The sequence below is a fragment of the Mesorhizobium sp. INR15 genome (assembly GCF_015500075.1).
Lineage (GTDB): Bacteria > Pseudomonadota > Alphaproteobacteria > Rhizobiales > Rhizobiaceae > Mesorhizobium.
Genome location: NZ_CP045496.1, coordinates 6448622 through 6462582, shown reverse-complemented (window position 1 = coordinate 6462582; position 13961 = coordinate 6448622). Strand labels below are relative to the sequence as shown.

Sequence of the window (13961 nt, the reverse complement as noted above, 5' to 3'; positions counted from 1 at the left end):
GGCAAAAGGGCGATGATGCGGCTAATACATCGAAAGCTGCGGGAGACAGTCAGCTTTTCCGTTGGAGCGCATCATGGCCCTATTCACACGCCGCAGACTTTTGAAAACGGCCGCGGTTGCCGGCGCGAGTGGCGTCGGGCTCGCGGCCATGGGCAGGCTGGGCGGCTGGGCTGCCGCTGGGCCTGAGCCGGTCATCTTGCAGACGGCCAAAATCCAGGCGCAACTGATGGACGGCAGCCAGACCAGGGATGTGCTGACCTATGGCAATGCCGGCATGCCGCCGGTGCTCAGGATGAAAAAAGGCGAGCCCTTCGTGGCCCGGCTTGTCAACGCCATCGACGACCCAACGACGATCCACTGGCACGGCATTCGCGTCCCAAACAAGATGGACGGCGTGCCGTTTCTGGTTCAGCCCTATGTCTATACCGGCGACCATTTCGACTACGCATTCACCCCGCCAGACGCCGGCACTTTCTGGTACCACCCCCATTGCAACACGCTGGAGCAGATGGGCCACGGCCTGACAGGCGTGATCGTGGTGGAGAGCCCGGGCGATCCGCAATTCGATTCCGAGGTTGTCATCAATTTGCGCGACTGGCGCCTTGGCGACGACGGCCAGTTCATCGGCCAGTTCCGCCCGCGCGATGCGGCGAGAACCGGCACCTACGGCACGGTGCGCAGCGCCAACTGGCTCGATCAGCCACAATATGATGCGCCGGCCGGCGGGCTGGTGCGGTTGCGGGTGGCGATAACAGACGTCACCCGGATCTATGCCTTTCGCGTCGATGGTGCCGAAGCCACGGTCATCGCTCTGGACGGCAATCCGGTACCTGCGCGTTTCGCACCCGATGGCCTGCTGCTTGGACCCGGCCAGCGGATGGAACTGGTGATACGCATGCCCGACGACGAGGGGGTGGTCGTCAGCTTGCGTGACGTCAGGGGCACCAAGCCCAAGGTTCTGGCTACCTTGCGTTCGGCCGGAAGCTCACTCAAACGGGACAGTCGCGATCTTGCGCCGCTGGAGGCCAATCCAGTGAAAGAGGCGGACCTCGCCGCCGCCGAGCATATTTCGCTGGTGCTGAGCGCCACGGCGGAAAACGTCCCGAGCGATGGCATCTGCGGCTCGCTAGGCTACAGCTTCTGGGCCATCAACAAGGTGCCGTGGCCTGGCGACACCAAGGATCCAACCGCGCCGCTGGCCGAGTTGAAGCTTGGCAAGAGCTATGTCATCGACATGGAAAACCTGACCTCGCAGTCGCATCCGATCCATCTGCATGGCATGAGCTTCAAGGTGCTTGCGTCGTCGACGCGGCCGGTTCTGCCCCTGATCTCGGACACCTATCTCGTCCAGCCCAATGAGAAAGTGAGCCTGGCCTTCGTCGCCGACAATCCCGGTGACTGGCTGCTGCACTGCCACATCATCGAGCATCAGAAATCAGGAATGACGAGCTATGTCAGGGTGGTTTGAGGTCACGTCCGAAGCAGTGCGGTTTGAGCCGCGCGATGTGATCGACGTGGCTTCGGGGCCGGTTCCCTGCTATTGCCGCCTCAAATCAAGAAGCATGGACATCCCTGCATGACCAATGTCGCACTGACCGGCCTTGCCCGCGATCTCGCCCAACGCGCAGCCGAGGGCCGTCCAGTGCGCATCGGCGTGATCGGCTCCGGCGAGATGGGCACCGATCTGGTGACGCAAGGCATGCTGATGCCGGGCATTTCGGTCTGTGCCGTCTCGACGCGGCGGCCGCATACGGCGCGTGACGCCATCCGCATCGCCTATGGCGACGAGGCGATGGCGATAGAGGCGGACAGCGCTTCGAAAGTCACTGCCGCGATCGAGAGCGGCAAGATCGCCATCACCTCGAACGAGATGCTGGTCACCAACCCGCTGATCGACGTCGTCATTGACGCCACCGGAAAGCCGGGTGTCGCCGCCGATTTCGACCTTATGGCGATGGAGCACGGCAAGCATCTGGTGATGATGAATGTCGAGGCCGACGTCACCATTGGCTGCTACCTGAAGCAGCAGGCCGACCGCCTTGGCGTCGTCTATTCGGTCGGAGCCGGCGACGAGCCATCAAGCTGCATGGAACTGATCGAATTCGCCTCCGCGCTTGGCCTCACCATCGTCTCGGCCGGCAAGGGCAAGAACAACCCGCTGAATCATGACGCCGTACCCGACGACTATCGCGCGGAAGCCCTTCGCCGCAAAATGAACCCGCGCATGCTGGTCGAGTTCGTCGATGGTTCCAAGACCATGGTCGAGATGTGCGCCATCGCCAACGCCACCGGCCTGGTGCCGGATGTCCCCGGCATGCACGGCCCGAAGGCCGACCGCGACGACCTGGTCAAGGTGCTGATCCCGCGCGAGGATGGCGGCCTGCTGTTGAAGAAGGGCGTTGTCGACTACACCATAGGCAAGGGCGTGGCGCCCGGTGTCTTCGTCATTGTCGAGGCAACGCATCCGCGCATCATCGAGCGTATGGACGATCTCCACATCGGCCACGGTCCCTATTACAGCCTGTTCCGGCCGTATCATCTGACATCGCTGGAAGTGCCGCTGACCGCTGCCCGGATCATGCTTTTCGGCAAACCAGACATGGTGCCGTTGCCGCAGCCAGTTGCCGAGGTCTGCGCGGTCGCCAAGCGTGATCTCGCCGCGGGCGAGACGTTCGATGCCATTGGCGAAACCTGTTATCGCTCGTGGACCATGACCGTTGGCGAAGCCCGGGCCCAGCGCGCCCTGCCGGTCGGCCTGCTCGAAGGCGGCAAGGTGCTGAAGCCGGTCAGGAAAGGTGCATTGCTGACTGCTGAGAATGCCTCGCCGGACCAATCGACGCGGCTGTTCGCGCTGCGTCGGCTCCAGGACGAGATGCTCTACGGAAAATAGGCCCTCATGGCGCCGTCATGACAAATGCACTATATTGTATTGACGGACGAAACGAGGGTCGGTGAAATGAACCTTCAGATCAGGGATCCGCGCGCCCGCGCGCTGGCGCAGCGGCTTGCTGCCAAGCGCAACATCTCGATGACTGAAGCGGTTATCGAAGCGTTAGAATCCGAGTTGAAACGCGAGAGCGGACGCATTCCGCTCTCGGAGCGCCTCGCTGCCATTGCCAAGGATATCAGCACTATGGCTGGCCAGGGCGGCCGGGCTGTCAGCAAGGACGAGATCGACGGCATGTGGGGCCACTCCTGATGTTTATCGACACTTCGGTGGTTGTCGCGATTCTCTCGGGAGAAGAGGATGCCGCCGAGTGGAGCGACCGCATCGAGGCAGCACCCGCAAGGATCACCTCCGCACTGGTGGTGCTTGAAGCGACGATGCGCCTCTCCACCATGCTCGCCGTCGAACCACTTGTCGCGCAAGCGGCGATAGAGGCGTTCCTGCGCGAGGCCGAAATTGAGATTGTCCCGATCGAAGGCGGCGAAGCCAAGCTCGCGATCCAGGCCTTTTCAGACTATGGCAAGGGGCGAGGGCATCCGGCGCAGCTCAAGCTCGCCGATTGCTTGTCCTACGCCTGCGCGAAAAGCCGGAGAATGCCCTTGCTCTACAAGGGAAATGACTTTTCCCGCACTGATCTGGCGTAGCCGGGCCCGGACTACTTCCCCAGTTCGATCGAACGCAGCCGTGCGGCCTCGACCGCTTGGGTGAGCAGATTGGTCAACCGGTCTTCGCCCATCAGAACGCCAAGGGCCGCTGCCGTGGTGCCGTTGGGGCTGGTCACCTGCTGGCGCAGCACGCCCGGCTCCTCGCGGCTTTCGGCGGCCAGCGATGCCGCGCCATAAACCGTCTGCATGGCCAAGAGCTTCGCGGTCTCAATCGGCAGGCCGGCCTTCTCGGCTGCGACCGTCAGCGCTTCGATGAAATGGAAGATATAGGCGGGCCCCGATCCGGACACCGCCGTCACCGCATCCATCAGGCCCTCGTCTGCGATCGTTGTCACCTCGCCGCTTGCCGACAAGAGGTCGGCGACGAAACGTTTGGTGTCGTCGGAAACCAGACTGTTGGAAAACAGCACCATCATGCCCTTGCCGATGGCGGCGGGCGTGTTGGGCATGCAGCGCATGACCGGCGCGCGACCGCCAAGGATTTCCTCGAATGTGGCAACAGGCGTACCGGCGGCGATGCTGACAAAGGTAGTGCGGCCATCGCTGAAACGCTTGTAGGAGGCGGTTACATCGCGGATCACTTGCGGCTTCACAGCGACGACGACGAGATCGGGCACGGCGTCGGCAGGAATGCCACCGGCATCGACGGCCGAGCCGCAACCAAGAGCCGCCGCCCGCTGGCGCAGTTCAGCGTTGGGCTCGACGACGAAAACCGCCGACGGCACGAGCTTGCCGGCTTTCAGCCAGCCCGAGAGCATGGCGTAACCCATATTGCCGCAACCGGCGAGAACAAGCTTGATCGTCATTGGAAACCCCTCCGAAGGAAGCTTTCCATAAACACTCAGGCCACGCTGGGGAAGCCCCGTCAGGATGGACGGGAAGGATCGCGAACCGGAATTGGCCGTAACGACACCTGTCTCAAGCCAAGCACGCCGAGCACGAAGAACAGCCAGACCGGGTCGCCACGATGGAAGAAGAAACTTTCGAGGAAAGCGTTCAGCGCGGCGAACAGCACCACCATCATGTAGAAGTCGCCGAGATAGATGTTCTCCTTGCGCAGCGGAATACGCATGTAGTCGCGCAGCGGTGCGATAAGGAACGTGTAGACAGCCACGCACAATGCGGGAATGCCCATCAGCACGGCGATATCGAGATAGCCGTCATGGCCATGCACGATGGTGCGGATATCCCAGGCGCGGTCGAAAGGCTGATCCTGGCTCGTCAGCAGCGGTGTTCCCCAGAAGCTTTCATAGCCGTAGCCGGTCCACGGCCGCTTCGCCAGCATATCGCCGGAGAACTCCCACAGCGTCGTTCGGCCGGTGTAAGTCATGCCGGGGAAATAGATCGCCGCCAGATGTTTCACTGGGGGCAGGAAGACGATTCCGAGCGTGCCGACCGCCGTGGCGATGATCGCCAGCGCAAACAGGATCGGCGTGCCGACCCGCATGCCGATGAGGCTCGGAAACACCACGATCATGATTGAGAACGGCACCAGTCCGACAGTCGTCTTGGAGCCGGTGTGCAGCATGAAGATCAGCGCCGCGCAAAGTATTCCCGCTCCCCACAGCCGTTGTCCGCGCCGGAACAGATAGAGCCCGGCAAAGCTGAAACACGCCATGATCGGGCCGGCGATGTTTTTGTGGGTGAAGACACCACGCCACAGGCCGGCATGTTCCGGTTCCTGCGAATCGGCGGTGTGCAGGGCTTCGTGTGGAAAAACGATAAGGCCGATATAGGACAGGCCCAACACCACCACGATGGTGAAGATAATGACCTTTGAGAACGCCTCGGCGTCGCGCGGAAGCGCCAGCACCGCCGCAATCGTCAGGATGCCGATCAGCGTGAAAGAGGCCGCGCGCGCCGCCGAGGGCGGATCGGTCGCCATCACCACCGAGAGCATGAAGAAGCTGAGCATCAGCATCCAGGACGGGCTGAGCAGCGAGCGCACGACGCGGGGATTTGCAAAGGCCATCAGCGAGAAGACCGAAATAGCGCCGAGCGAGCCGAAACCAAGCTGGTTGACAATGTCGCCGCCGTCCCCGGTCAATTCGGCGCCGGCAGGCTGGAAGGGCCGGAAGGACACCAGGATGACGGTGAACAGCAAGGCGGCGATCGCCGTCGCGATGCCGTCGCGCGTGAACGCGGCGCTGAGCGGCGCCCGCTCAGTTCTTCTCAGGCTGTCGGTACTGCTCATTGGCATATCCGAATTCGGCCATCACGCGGCCGAGGGCTACATGGATCGGGTAAAGAGCCGTCGTTGGCGATCCTGTGCGCGCCAGTCGGGCAGCGCCTCGAAACGGTGAGGCAATCAGCAGCGCCAGGCTTTTCGCGAACACCCTGGCACCGGCGAACGGCGTGCCGGCGCGTTTCTTCTTCTCGACCAGCGTCGAAATCACGCCGTTGCGCAGGCTACGGGCGCGGATCCAGTCGGTCTCGACGCGCCGAGCCGGAACCGTCTCATGTACCTTTGCTTCCCCACACCAGCCGAGCACGAAGCCGCGTTGCGCTGACCGGCTGAGGAAATCGGAATCGCCGCCGCCCATGAAGTTGAATTTCAGGTCGAGAAAGGGCGGTCCCATGGCGACCAGCACATTGCGGCCGACCAGCAGATTGCCGGACGAGTAAAGTGCCGGCACGCGGCCGGTTTCCCGGTACGGTGGCGCAAAGACAGGATGCTCGGCCCATCTGGCGTGAGCCGGATCGGCGAAAACGGGCAGTTGTGGGCCCCCGACAATATCGGCGCCAAGCGCTTCGGCGGCCCCGCACATATGTTCGAGCCAGAGCGGATCGGCGATTTCGTCGTCGTCGATGACCAGCAGGTATCGAAAGTTCGGAAACTGCTCGATTGCTGTCTGCCAGCCCGCATTATAGGCGCTGCAATTGCCGCGCTCATGCGCGATGATCACCAGGCCAAGCATCTCGCCGCGCTCAAACAGTGGCAGCGCCGCCTCGGCGCCAGCGCGCGCCTCGGCCTCATTCTCCATGACGATCACCGCGAAGCGTCTGGTGGTTGCCTGCGCCCGCAAGGATGCCAGCGTCGCCAGCAGCTGTTCCGGCCGCTTGAAGGTCGGCAGCGTAACGACAACGTCGATGTCCTCGCGGACAAGTCCAGCGGACCGTCCAGCGATCGATATCGAGGCGTCTGATGGCAAAGCGAGCATCCGTGTCCAACCGCAGGGGTGAGTTGGTTCTGATAGCACCGACGATGACAACGTTTCGTTAATCACCTTTCACAAGAGCCGTGTGAACCGTGCGCTTTCGGGCATCGGTCATGCCCGCTTAATCAAGGGTTCATCGCGGTTTGGTAGCCGCTACGGCACAGGAAAGGTGTGATGCATCTGTTGTTCGCCACATCGATCGTGCCCGATGGTGATCTCGCCTCGGGTTACGAGATTGCCAACGCGGCCATCATCGCTGCGCTGCGCCGCGCTGGCGTGCGCGTGACGGTCATTGGCTTCATCTGGCCGGGAAAGGCCGCCGCCGATCCTGAACACACGATAGTGCTGGGCGCGATCGACGTGCGCACTGAAAATGCCTCATCGCTTCAAAGGCTTGCCTGGGTCGCCAAGGCGATGCTGTCCGGCCTGACTTTCGCGTCGGTCAAGTTGCGCGTGGTCTCCGACAGCGCGGTTCTTGCCGCCGTCCAACGTGCCGGCCCCTTCGACGGCTATGTCTTGAATTCCGTGCAGTTCGCCGGGGCCTTCAACAAACTCTTTGGCGATCGGCCATCGATCTTCGTCGCCCATAATGTCGAACACCGTTCCGCACAGGAGAACGCTGATGCCGCCGCCGGCATCTTTCAGCGCCTGCTGTTTCGCCGCGAGGCGCGGCTGCTCAAGACCATGGAAGAATGGCTCTGCAGCCGGGCCCGTTTCGTCTTCACGCTGGCCGAGGAGGATCGCGCCGCACTCGGTGTTGCCTCCGACGATCGTTCGGCGGTTCTGCCGCTGGTGACCGGCGCGGTGGCCCGGAAAGCTGCTCGCGTCATCGACTGCGACGCGGCGCTGATCGGCACCTGGACATGGCAGCCGAACCGCATCGGGCTTGACTGGTTCCTCGAGAAAGTAGTGCCGCATCTGCGGCCCGATTTCCGCATCAGGATCGCCGGCCGAATGCCATCTGGCGTGACTTCGTCGCATCCAGGAGTAACCTTCGTCGGGCGCGTGCCGGACGCACAGGCCTTCGTGCGCGGCGCCGCGGTTATCCCCCTGATCAGCACCGCCGGCAGCGGCGTGCAGTTGAAGACGATCGAGACGTTCGAACTCGGCCTGCCGTCCGTCGCAACCAGCCGCTCGTTGCGCGGCATCGGCCACCGCCCGTCCAATTGCGTTGTCACGGACGATCCGGTCGCCTTCGCGGCGGCGCTCGAAGCTGCTGCCGACACTATCAATGACGTCGATGGCAGCGCGTTTCGCAGCCAGCAGTTGAGCGCACTTGATGGTGCGATCAGGCTTGGGCTCGAGAAACTCGCTCCCGTCAGCCAGGCGGTGCCTGCATGAACATGCACACCGCCCGCACCGTGTTCGGAGTTGACACCTTGAAGATGATCCTCGGCATCTCGGTGCTCGCCATTCGTTGGGACGATGCGATCACCTTGCTGACTCGCTTGGTCGACGAACGGCGTTTTACCAAGGTTAGCTTCCTCAACGCCCACAACGCCAACATTGCCTATACCGATCCGGTCTTTGCCGAGGCGCTTGATGATTTCCTCATCTTGCCCGATGGCGTCGGTGTCGATCTGGCGGCGAAGCTGCTCTATGGCGCGCCGTTTCCGGACAATCTCAACGGCACCGATTTTATCCCGGCTTTCCTGCAGGCCTCGACAAGGCCGCTGACGGTGGGACTTCTCGGCGCAACGCGCGTCAATGCCGAGGCTGCTTCGGTCAAGCTGGCGGCGCTGGCCGTGCAGCACAGGTTCGTCGTCATCCATGACGGCTACTTTTCCGGCTCGGAGGAAACCAGCGTCGTCGACCGTATCGCCAGCCTGAGGCCCGACGTATTGCTTGTTGCGATGGGAGTACCGCGTCAGGAACTGTGGATCGCGCGTCACATAGAGGCCCATCACTGTACTTTGCCGATCGCGGTCGGCGCGTTGCTTGATTTTCTGAGCGGCGCAGTGCCACGCGCACCCCTGTGGATGCGTCAGCTGCGGTTGGAATGGCTCTTCCGATTGCTGGTTGAGCCGGCTCGCCTTTGGCGCCGTTATGTGGTCGGCAATCCCTTGTTCCTATGGCGCGTCGTCGGCCAGAAACTGTCGCGCAGGCGCGAAGCCACCGGAGATGTCGAGTGAACAGCCGGTTCATGCCAGCCACGGTCATCGACCCCGGCCCGCTTCGGCAGGCACCGATCGCGGCGGTGGTGACGGCAAGCTATGCGCCTGATTTCGAGCGTTGCCGGTTGCTGTGCGAAACCCTCGACCGGCATGTCACCGGTGCCGCTCATCATTACATCCTGGTCGAGCATCGCGATCTCAGGCTGTTTCGTCAGCTGCAGAATTCCCGCCGCAGCGTCGTCGACGAGCGGGAATTGTTGCCGCGCTGGCTGCATGCGTTTGATGATCCGCTCAGCCTGTTTCGCCGGCGCATCTGGCTCAGCCTGAAGACGCAGCCCTTGCGTGGCTGGCATGTGCAGCAACTGCGGCGCATAGCCATTGCCGCGCATGCTTCGGAAGATGTGCTGATCTTTTGCGATTCCGATGTCGCCTTCCTCAAGCCGTTCGCTTGCAGCGCCTTCTGGCGCGATGGCAAGGTGCGGCTGTTTCGCCGTGACGGCGTGCTGGCGCGGAAGGATCATGATGAGCATCGCATCTGGTCGCGCAACGCCGGCTCGGCGCTGGGCATCGAAGGCTCCCGGGTTTCCCTTGACGACTATATTTCGACGCTGATTGCCTGGCGTCGTGATACCGTGAACGCAATGTGCGCCCGGATCGAGACGGTTCATGGCCGCAACTGGGTCGAGGTCATCGGGTCGGCGCGCAGGTTTTCCGAGTGCATGATCTATGGCCGCTATGTCGACGACCTGTTGCAGGGCGCCGGCCATTTTCATGGTTCGGAAGAGTTCTGCCGCGTTCATTGGACGGGCAAGGCTCTGTCGGATGAAGAATTCCGCAGCTTCGTCGCTGCCATGGCTCCGGAACAGGTGGCGATCGGCATGCAGTCATTCATCGGCACTGATATTGGCCGTATCCGCCGCCTGATCGGGCTCGAATCCTCGAAGGCCTAGATCTGCTTCAGAAAGACTTTAGAACGGCTTCGCCGGCTTTCGCATCGCCGAATAGGTGAGCAGCGTCGAGGCGAGATACAAAATCAGGAACACGACGTTGAGCGACAGCACCATGCTGGGTATGTCCAGGATGGTCTTGAGCACATAGGTCAGCAACAGCGCCTTCAGCCCGGCCAGGAGGCCAAGATTGACGGCCCGCACCAGCGTCTGGCCGCGTGCGAACAAAAGCTCGGCCTGGTATTCGACCAGGTTTCGCAACCCAGGAACGCAGATCGCCAGCGCGACCAGAGGGGCGGCCTCCGACACATTCTTGCCCAGCGCGTTGGGGAAGAAATGCAGCACGATGCCAAGCGCCATCAGCGCCAGCGTCGAGACCGCGAATACGCCGCCTTCAATGCCGCTCTTGACCTTCAAGCGCGAGAGCATTTCCGGAGCCCGCATCATCCGCTGCACCAGCATCATCGAGAATGTACGGATCGGGATCGCTGTCAGGTCGACCAGCCGCATGATGATGGCGTAGATGCCGGCAAGATGCGGGCCGCCAATCGCCAGGACCAGCAGCTTGTCGAACTCCGACTGCAGATAGAAGAGCACTTCGGCGCCGGCGACGTAGAGCGAATCAGCCAACCGCCGCAGATAGAGCTCCGTGCGCAGCCGCAGGCGCTGGCGCGGATAGAAAAATCCGAAGGCAATTATGAGCGAGGCGGCGTTGGCGCCGATATAGTACCAGGACCAGACGCCTACGTTGCGTTCCGCCGCGAACATGAAGAATGCGGCACCAAGCGCCCGCAGGGCCGTTGCCAGGATTGTCAGAAAGGCCGCGCGGCCGAATTTGCCGAGACCGTTGTTGACGATCAGCACCACCTCCACCGGCCGCCACAAAAGCGCCTCGGCAAAGACGATGGCCGCGAACACCGACAGCGGCACCGTGCTGGCAAAGAAGATCAGATAGACGCCGAACGAGGCCGCGGCCAAAAGCGGCAACGACAGCAGGCCGAGCATCAGGAAGCCGGCGGTGAATGTGCCGATCAGATTGGGCCGGATGGTGGCGGTGCGATAGAGGGCCGAGATGAAGCCAAAAGCGAGGATACGCGACAGCATTACACCGGCGGCCGAAGCGGTGGCGAACATGCCGAACTCGGTAATCGACAGCGTGTTGGCCAGGACGATGAAATAGGCCAGCGAGAACACCAGACGGCCACCGGCGCCGCTGATCGCCGAGAAATAGTCGCGGACCAGCCCCCGTCGCTCGGCCAAAAAGCCGCCGATCCGGGCGAGGGGCCGCCTTTGCGGTATGTCATTGGCCTGTGTCATATCCTGGCGGGAACCATAGGCCCGGAAAACTTAACGTGCCGTTTTTCAACCTGTGGATGCTCAGTGCCGGTGGCAGTTAAACAGGCAAACTATAGTTGCGATGCCCCAAAATTAACTTTTTGTTTCCTATGCTTGTTTAGCGTGGGTTAACGAATGGCCGACCGCCGTTCCCAAGCCGGCAGGGACACGCTCCAAGACAATGGTCGACAGGGAAAACCGAGAGGACTGGAAGCGCGAGCGTTCGTTGCTCTCGCTCGGCCAGGCTGTGCGCGGCGAGGAAGAACCATCGCCAGTTTCGATCGGAGACCGCGCGGATCCGTCGTGGCACGATGATGCCGCGTCGCGACATCGTCTCGCCCGCTCCCAACGCGAGGCGCGGTCGAACCCGACGCTTTCGGACTCCGCGGGCACCGACACGTATCAGGCTGGTTCCGAACCGGCTTCATCGCCCCATGCGCAAGCAATGCCTGTGGCGGAGCCGCTTGCCGCGGAGACAACAGGCTCGCGTCAAGGGCAAGAGTCCCATCGAACCGGCGAAGCAAAGGCTTCCTTTGGTGATGGGACTGACGGCCAGCAATGGAAGCCCTTGATCGATCCGATGCTGGTGGGCCGTGGCATTGCCAGATCGAAGCCGCTGATCGTGACGACGACGATCCTGGGCGCCGCGCTCGGCATCGCCATAGCCCTATCGATGCCGAAGAAATACGAGGCCACGACCGAGCTGGTCATAGAGCCGGGTGACCTGAAGCTTTCCGACCGCGATCTCACCCAACCCGTGGGACAACCCGATGCCGCATTGGCCGTGGTCGAAACCCGGATCAAGATGCTGACGTCAGGCACGGTTCTCGATCAGGTCGTCAAGAATCTCAATCTCGTCGATGATCCGGAGTTCAACGGGCAGGGTTCCGGCGGCCTCGGCGTCATGTCGCTGGTCCGCTCGATACTATCGCGCAATGATGGGCCGGGCGCCGCCGATGAGGTTCGCCGCCAGGCATTGGCCGTTGGCAGTCTGGCCAAGAGCCTGTCGGTCGAGCGCACGGGCAAGACATTTGTCATCTCCATCAGCGCGACTACCCAGAATGGCGAGAAGTCGGCCCTCATTGCCAACACGACGAGGACTGTCTTCCAGCAGGAAGCCGCCAAATACCAGTCCGACATGGCCGGCCGCGCGACGACCGAACTGACGTCCAAGCTCGATGACTTGCGCAAGGGTGTTGAGGCGGCCGAGCGCAATGTCGAGGATTTCCGGGCCACGCACGGCCTTGTCGACGCGCAGGGCCACCTGATCAGCGACGACCAGATGCTGAAGCTCAACGAACAGCTTTCAGTCGCGCGTGCCCGCACGCTGGAGCTCAACGCGCGAGCGGCCTCGGCGCGTTCGCTAGACGTCAATTCGGTTCTCAATGGCACCTTGCCTGAAGAGATCAACTCGAACACCATGAGCGATCTGCGCTCGCAATACGCGACGCTGAAGCAGGAAGCCGATCGTGCCGCTGTCCGGCTTGGGCCGCGTCATCCCGAATTCCAGGCGCTCAGTGCCCAGCTTGATGGCGCGCGCGAGCGCATCGCCGGAGAACTTCGCCGTATTGGCTCCTCGCTGCAGGTTGACCTGAAGCGCGCGGTGCAGCTCGAACAGGACCTCGCTTCGCGCCTGGCTCAGGCCAAGGTCCAAAGCGGCGACGTCAACAGCGATTTGGTGAGCTTGCGGGAACTGGAGCGCGAGGCGGCCGCCAAGCGTTCTGTCTACGAGCAATATCTTCTGCGCGCCAAGGAGACCGGCGAGCAAACGGGCATCAACACCACCAACATCAACGTGATAACCTCGGCTCAGCCTCCACTCGAGCCAAACGGGCCGTCGCGTGCGGTGGTGGCGCTTGCCGGCCTGCTGCTTGGCTTTGCCTCCGGTGTTGGCCTTGGCGCCATGCGCGGTGCCTACGAGAGCCTGCGTGAGACCGCGACGTCACGGTCGCGCCGTAGCGCCGGAATGGACAAGCGCCAGCCTCCTTTTGAGGACAAGGCATATCAGGCGGCACCGCCGGTGGCGGCGCCACAACGGCTCGCCTCGGCCCCGTCTGTTCCAACACCGCCACCTGTCGGACCGACACCACCTGTCGCGCCGATGCCGCCTGCGGCACCGACGCCGCCTCCAGCACCACCGCCTGTTGCACAGGCTACTGCGCCTGAGGGGCCTGGCCGGATCGGTTCGTTGATGTCGACGCTGCGCAAGGCCGTGTCCCGCAAGCCGGACTCGGAAGATTCAAGCGACGCGCTCTCCAGTGACTGGGTCTTGCCTTCTGTCGCCGGCAGCACGAGGCCGACGGAAAATCAGGCACATCCCGGCTACCCGGAGCCGAACGCTCGTTTTGCTGCGCAACAGCCGGCGGCTTTCCCGCCGCCTCCGTTCCAGCCTGGCGCGGGCACCCCATATCCGCAGCCGCCCCTGCCTCCGCATATGGTGCCGCAATCTGGGCCGTATTCGGGCCCGCGGACTTATCCCTATGGACAGCCTATGATCTACCCGCAGGTACAGCCCTGGCAGATGCCACCTCAGGCTGGCTATCCCTATCCGCAACCCATGCCGGCGCCTCAGGCGGGGCAGGTACCTTATCCGCCTCAGCCCGCGCCGCCGACCTATCCGTTGCAGGCTGAGCCTCAGCCCACGGCGACTCATTCGCCGTTGGCGCAGGCGCCGCAGGCCATGGAAACCGCTGAACAGCAGGCGCCGATCGAGGAAATCCGCGCCAGCCTGCGCGAATTCCGTGAAGCGGTCCGCGAACTCACCGAAACCCGCGCGCGCCGCCGGTATTTCTGAA

The 13961-nt window shown here is 62.7% G+C and carries 12 protein-coding genes; 8 read left to right on the top strand and 4 right to left on the bottom strand.

Annotated elements, in window-relative coordinates:
• The first annotated feature begins 73 nt into the window (after nucleotides 1-73).
• From GA829_RS31360 to GA829_RS31345, 4 genes are all read left to right on the top strand, one after another.
• Entirely contained in the window at nucleotides 74-1468 is a 1395-nt protein-coding gene (locus GA829_RS31360) for a multicopper oxidase family protein (protein WP_195176406.1), read from the top strand.
• A 108-nt stretch (nucleotides 1469-1576) separates the two neighbouring features.
• Nucleotides 1577-2890 (top strand): NAD(P)H-dependent oxidoreductase, encoded by a 1314-nt coding sequence (locus GA829_RS31355; RefSeq protein WP_195176405.1) that lies wholly within the window; start codon nucleotides 1577-1579, stop codon nucleotides 2888-2890.
• A gap of 66 nt (nucleotides 2891-2956) precedes the next feature.
• A complete protein-coding gene (locus tag GA829_RS31350) occupies nucleotides 2957-3199 on the top strand; it encodes a type II toxin-antitoxin system VapB family antitoxin (protein ID WP_195176404.1) in 243 nt (80 codons plus the stop codon).
• Nucleotides 3199-3591 (top strand): type II toxin-antitoxin system VapC family toxin, encoded by a 393-nt coding sequence (locus GA829_RS31345; protein WP_195176403.1) that lies wholly within the window; start codon nucleotides 3199-3201, stop codon nucleotides 3589-3591. Before GA829_RS31350 ends, GA829_RS31345 begins: the two co-directional genes overlap by 1 nt.
• A gap of 11 nt (nucleotides 3592-3602) precedes the next feature.
• On the opposite strand, the gene proC is transcribed toward GA829_RS31345, so the two are convergent.
• The 3 genes from proC to GA829_RS31330 are packed head-to-tail and all read right to left on the bottom strand — an operon-like array spanning nucleotide 3603 to nucleotide 6773.
• Nucleotides 3603-4418: a pyrroline-5-carboxylate reductase gene (gene proC, locus GA829_RS31340; protein ID WP_195176402.1), complete on the bottom strand. Its 816-nt coding sequence runs from the start codon at nucleotides 4416-4418 to the stop codon at nucleotides 3603-3605.
• Between the two features lie 59 nt (nucleotides 4419-4477).
• A complete protein-coding gene (locus GA829_RS31335) occupies nucleotides 4478-5806 on the bottom strand; it encodes an O-antigen ligase family protein (protein WP_195176401.1) in 1329 nt (442 codons plus the stop codon).
• Nucleotides 5775-6773 (bottom strand): glycosyltransferase family 2 protein, encoded by a 999-nt coding sequence (locus GA829_RS31330; protein ID WP_195176400.1) that lies wholly within the window; start codon nucleotides 6771-6773, stop codon nucleotides 5775-5777. The genes GA829_RS31335 and GA829_RS31330 overlap by 32 nt, the downstream gene beginning before the upstream one ends.
• 171 nt (nucleotides 6774-6944) lie before the next feature.
• On the opposite strand from GA829_RS31330, the gene GA829_RS31325 reads away from it, so the two are divergent.
• The 3 genes from GA829_RS31325 to GA829_RS31315 are packed head-to-tail and all read left to right on the top strand — an operon-like array spanning nucleotide 6945 to nucleotide 9834.
• Nucleotides 6945-8111 (top strand): glycosyltransferase, encoded by a 1167-nt coding sequence (locus GA829_RS31325; protein WP_195176399.1) that lies wholly within the window; start codon nucleotides 6945-6947, stop codon nucleotides 8109-8111.
• The gene (locus GA829_RS31320) at nucleotides 8108-8902 is read left to right on the top strand and encodes a WecB/TagA/CpsF family glycosyltransferase (protein ID WP_195176398.1); all 795 of its coding nucleotides are present in this window, start codon (nucleotides 8108-8110) and stop codon (nucleotides 8900-8902) included. Before GA829_RS31325 ends, GA829_RS31320 begins: the two co-directional genes overlap by 4 nt.
• Nucleotides 8899-9834, top strand: a complete 936-nt coding sequence (locus GA829_RS31315; protein WP_195176397.1) for a DUF6492 family protein — start codon at nucleotides 8899-8901, stop codon at nucleotides 9832-9834. The genes GA829_RS31320 and GA829_RS31315 overlap by 4 nt, the downstream gene beginning before the upstream one ends.
• 18 nt (nucleotides 9835-9852) lie before the next feature.
• Here the strand turns inward: GA829_RS31315 and GA829_RS31310 are convergent, their stop codons facing one another.
• Entirely contained in the window at nucleotides 9853-11148 is a 1296-nt protein-coding gene (locus GA829_RS31310) for a lipopolysaccharide biosynthesis protein (RefSeq protein ID WP_195176396.1), read from the bottom strand.
• Nucleotides 11149-11347: 199 nt separating this feature from the next.
• Here GA829_RS31310 and GA829_RS31305 point away from each other — a divergent pair, with 199 nt between their 5' ends.
• Nucleotides 11348-13960 (top strand): GumC family protein, encoded by a 2613-nt coding sequence (locus tag GA829_RS31305; RefSeq protein WP_195176395.1) that lies wholly within the window; start codon nucleotides 11348-11350, stop codon nucleotides 13958-13960.
• The last annotated feature ends 1 nt before the right edge of the window (nucleotide 13961 follow it).

What these genes read in the sequence shown, in the direction of transcription:
- GA829_RS31310 (WP_195176396.1), bottom strand. Translation starts at nt 11,148, where the DNA reads ATGACACAGGCCAATGACATACCGCAAAGGCGGCCCCTCGCCCGGATC.
- GA829_RS31350 (WP_195176404.1), top strand. Translation starts at nt 2,957, where the DNA reads ATGAACCTTCAGATCAGGGATCCGCGCGCCCGCGCGCTGGCGCAGCGG.
- GA829_RS31360 (WP_195176406.1), top strand. Translation starts at nt 74, where the DNA reads ATGGCCCTATTCACACGCCGCAGACTTTTGAAAACGGCCGCGGTTGCC.
- GA829_RS31320 (WP_195176398.1), top strand. Translation starts at nt 8,108, where the DNA reads ATGAACATGCACACCGCCCGCACCGTGTTCGGAGTTGACACCTTGAAG.
- proC (WP_195176402.1), bottom strand. Translation starts at nt 4,418, where the DNA reads ATGACGATCAAGCTTGTTCTCGCCGGTTGCGGCAATATGGGTTACGCC.
- GA829_RS31325 (WP_195176399.1), top strand. Translation starts at nt 6,945, where the DNA reads ATGCATCTGTTGTTCGCCACATCGATCGTGCCCGATGGTGATCTCGCC.
- GA829_RS31345 (WP_195176403.1), top strand. Translation starts at nt 3,199, where the DNA reads ATGTTTATCGACACTTCGGTGGTTGTCGCGATTCTCTCGGGAGAAGAG.
- GA829_RS31305 (WP_195176395.1), top strand. Translation starts at nt 11,348, where the DNA reads ATGGTCGACAGGGAAAACCGAGAGGACTGGAAGCGCGAGCGTTCGTTG.
- GA829_RS31355 (WP_195176405.1), top strand. Translation starts at nt 1,577, where the DNA reads ATGACCAATGTCGCACTGACCGGCCTTGCCCGCGATCTCGCCCAACGC.
- GA829_RS31335 (WP_195176401.1), bottom strand. Translation starts at nt 5,806, where the DNA reads ATGAGCAGTACCGACAGCCTGAGAAGAACTGAGCGGGCGCCGCTCAGC.
- GA829_RS31330 (WP_195176400.1), bottom strand. Translation starts at nt 6,773, where the DNA reads ATGCTCGCTTTGCCATCAGACGCCTCGATATCGATCGCTGGACGGTCC.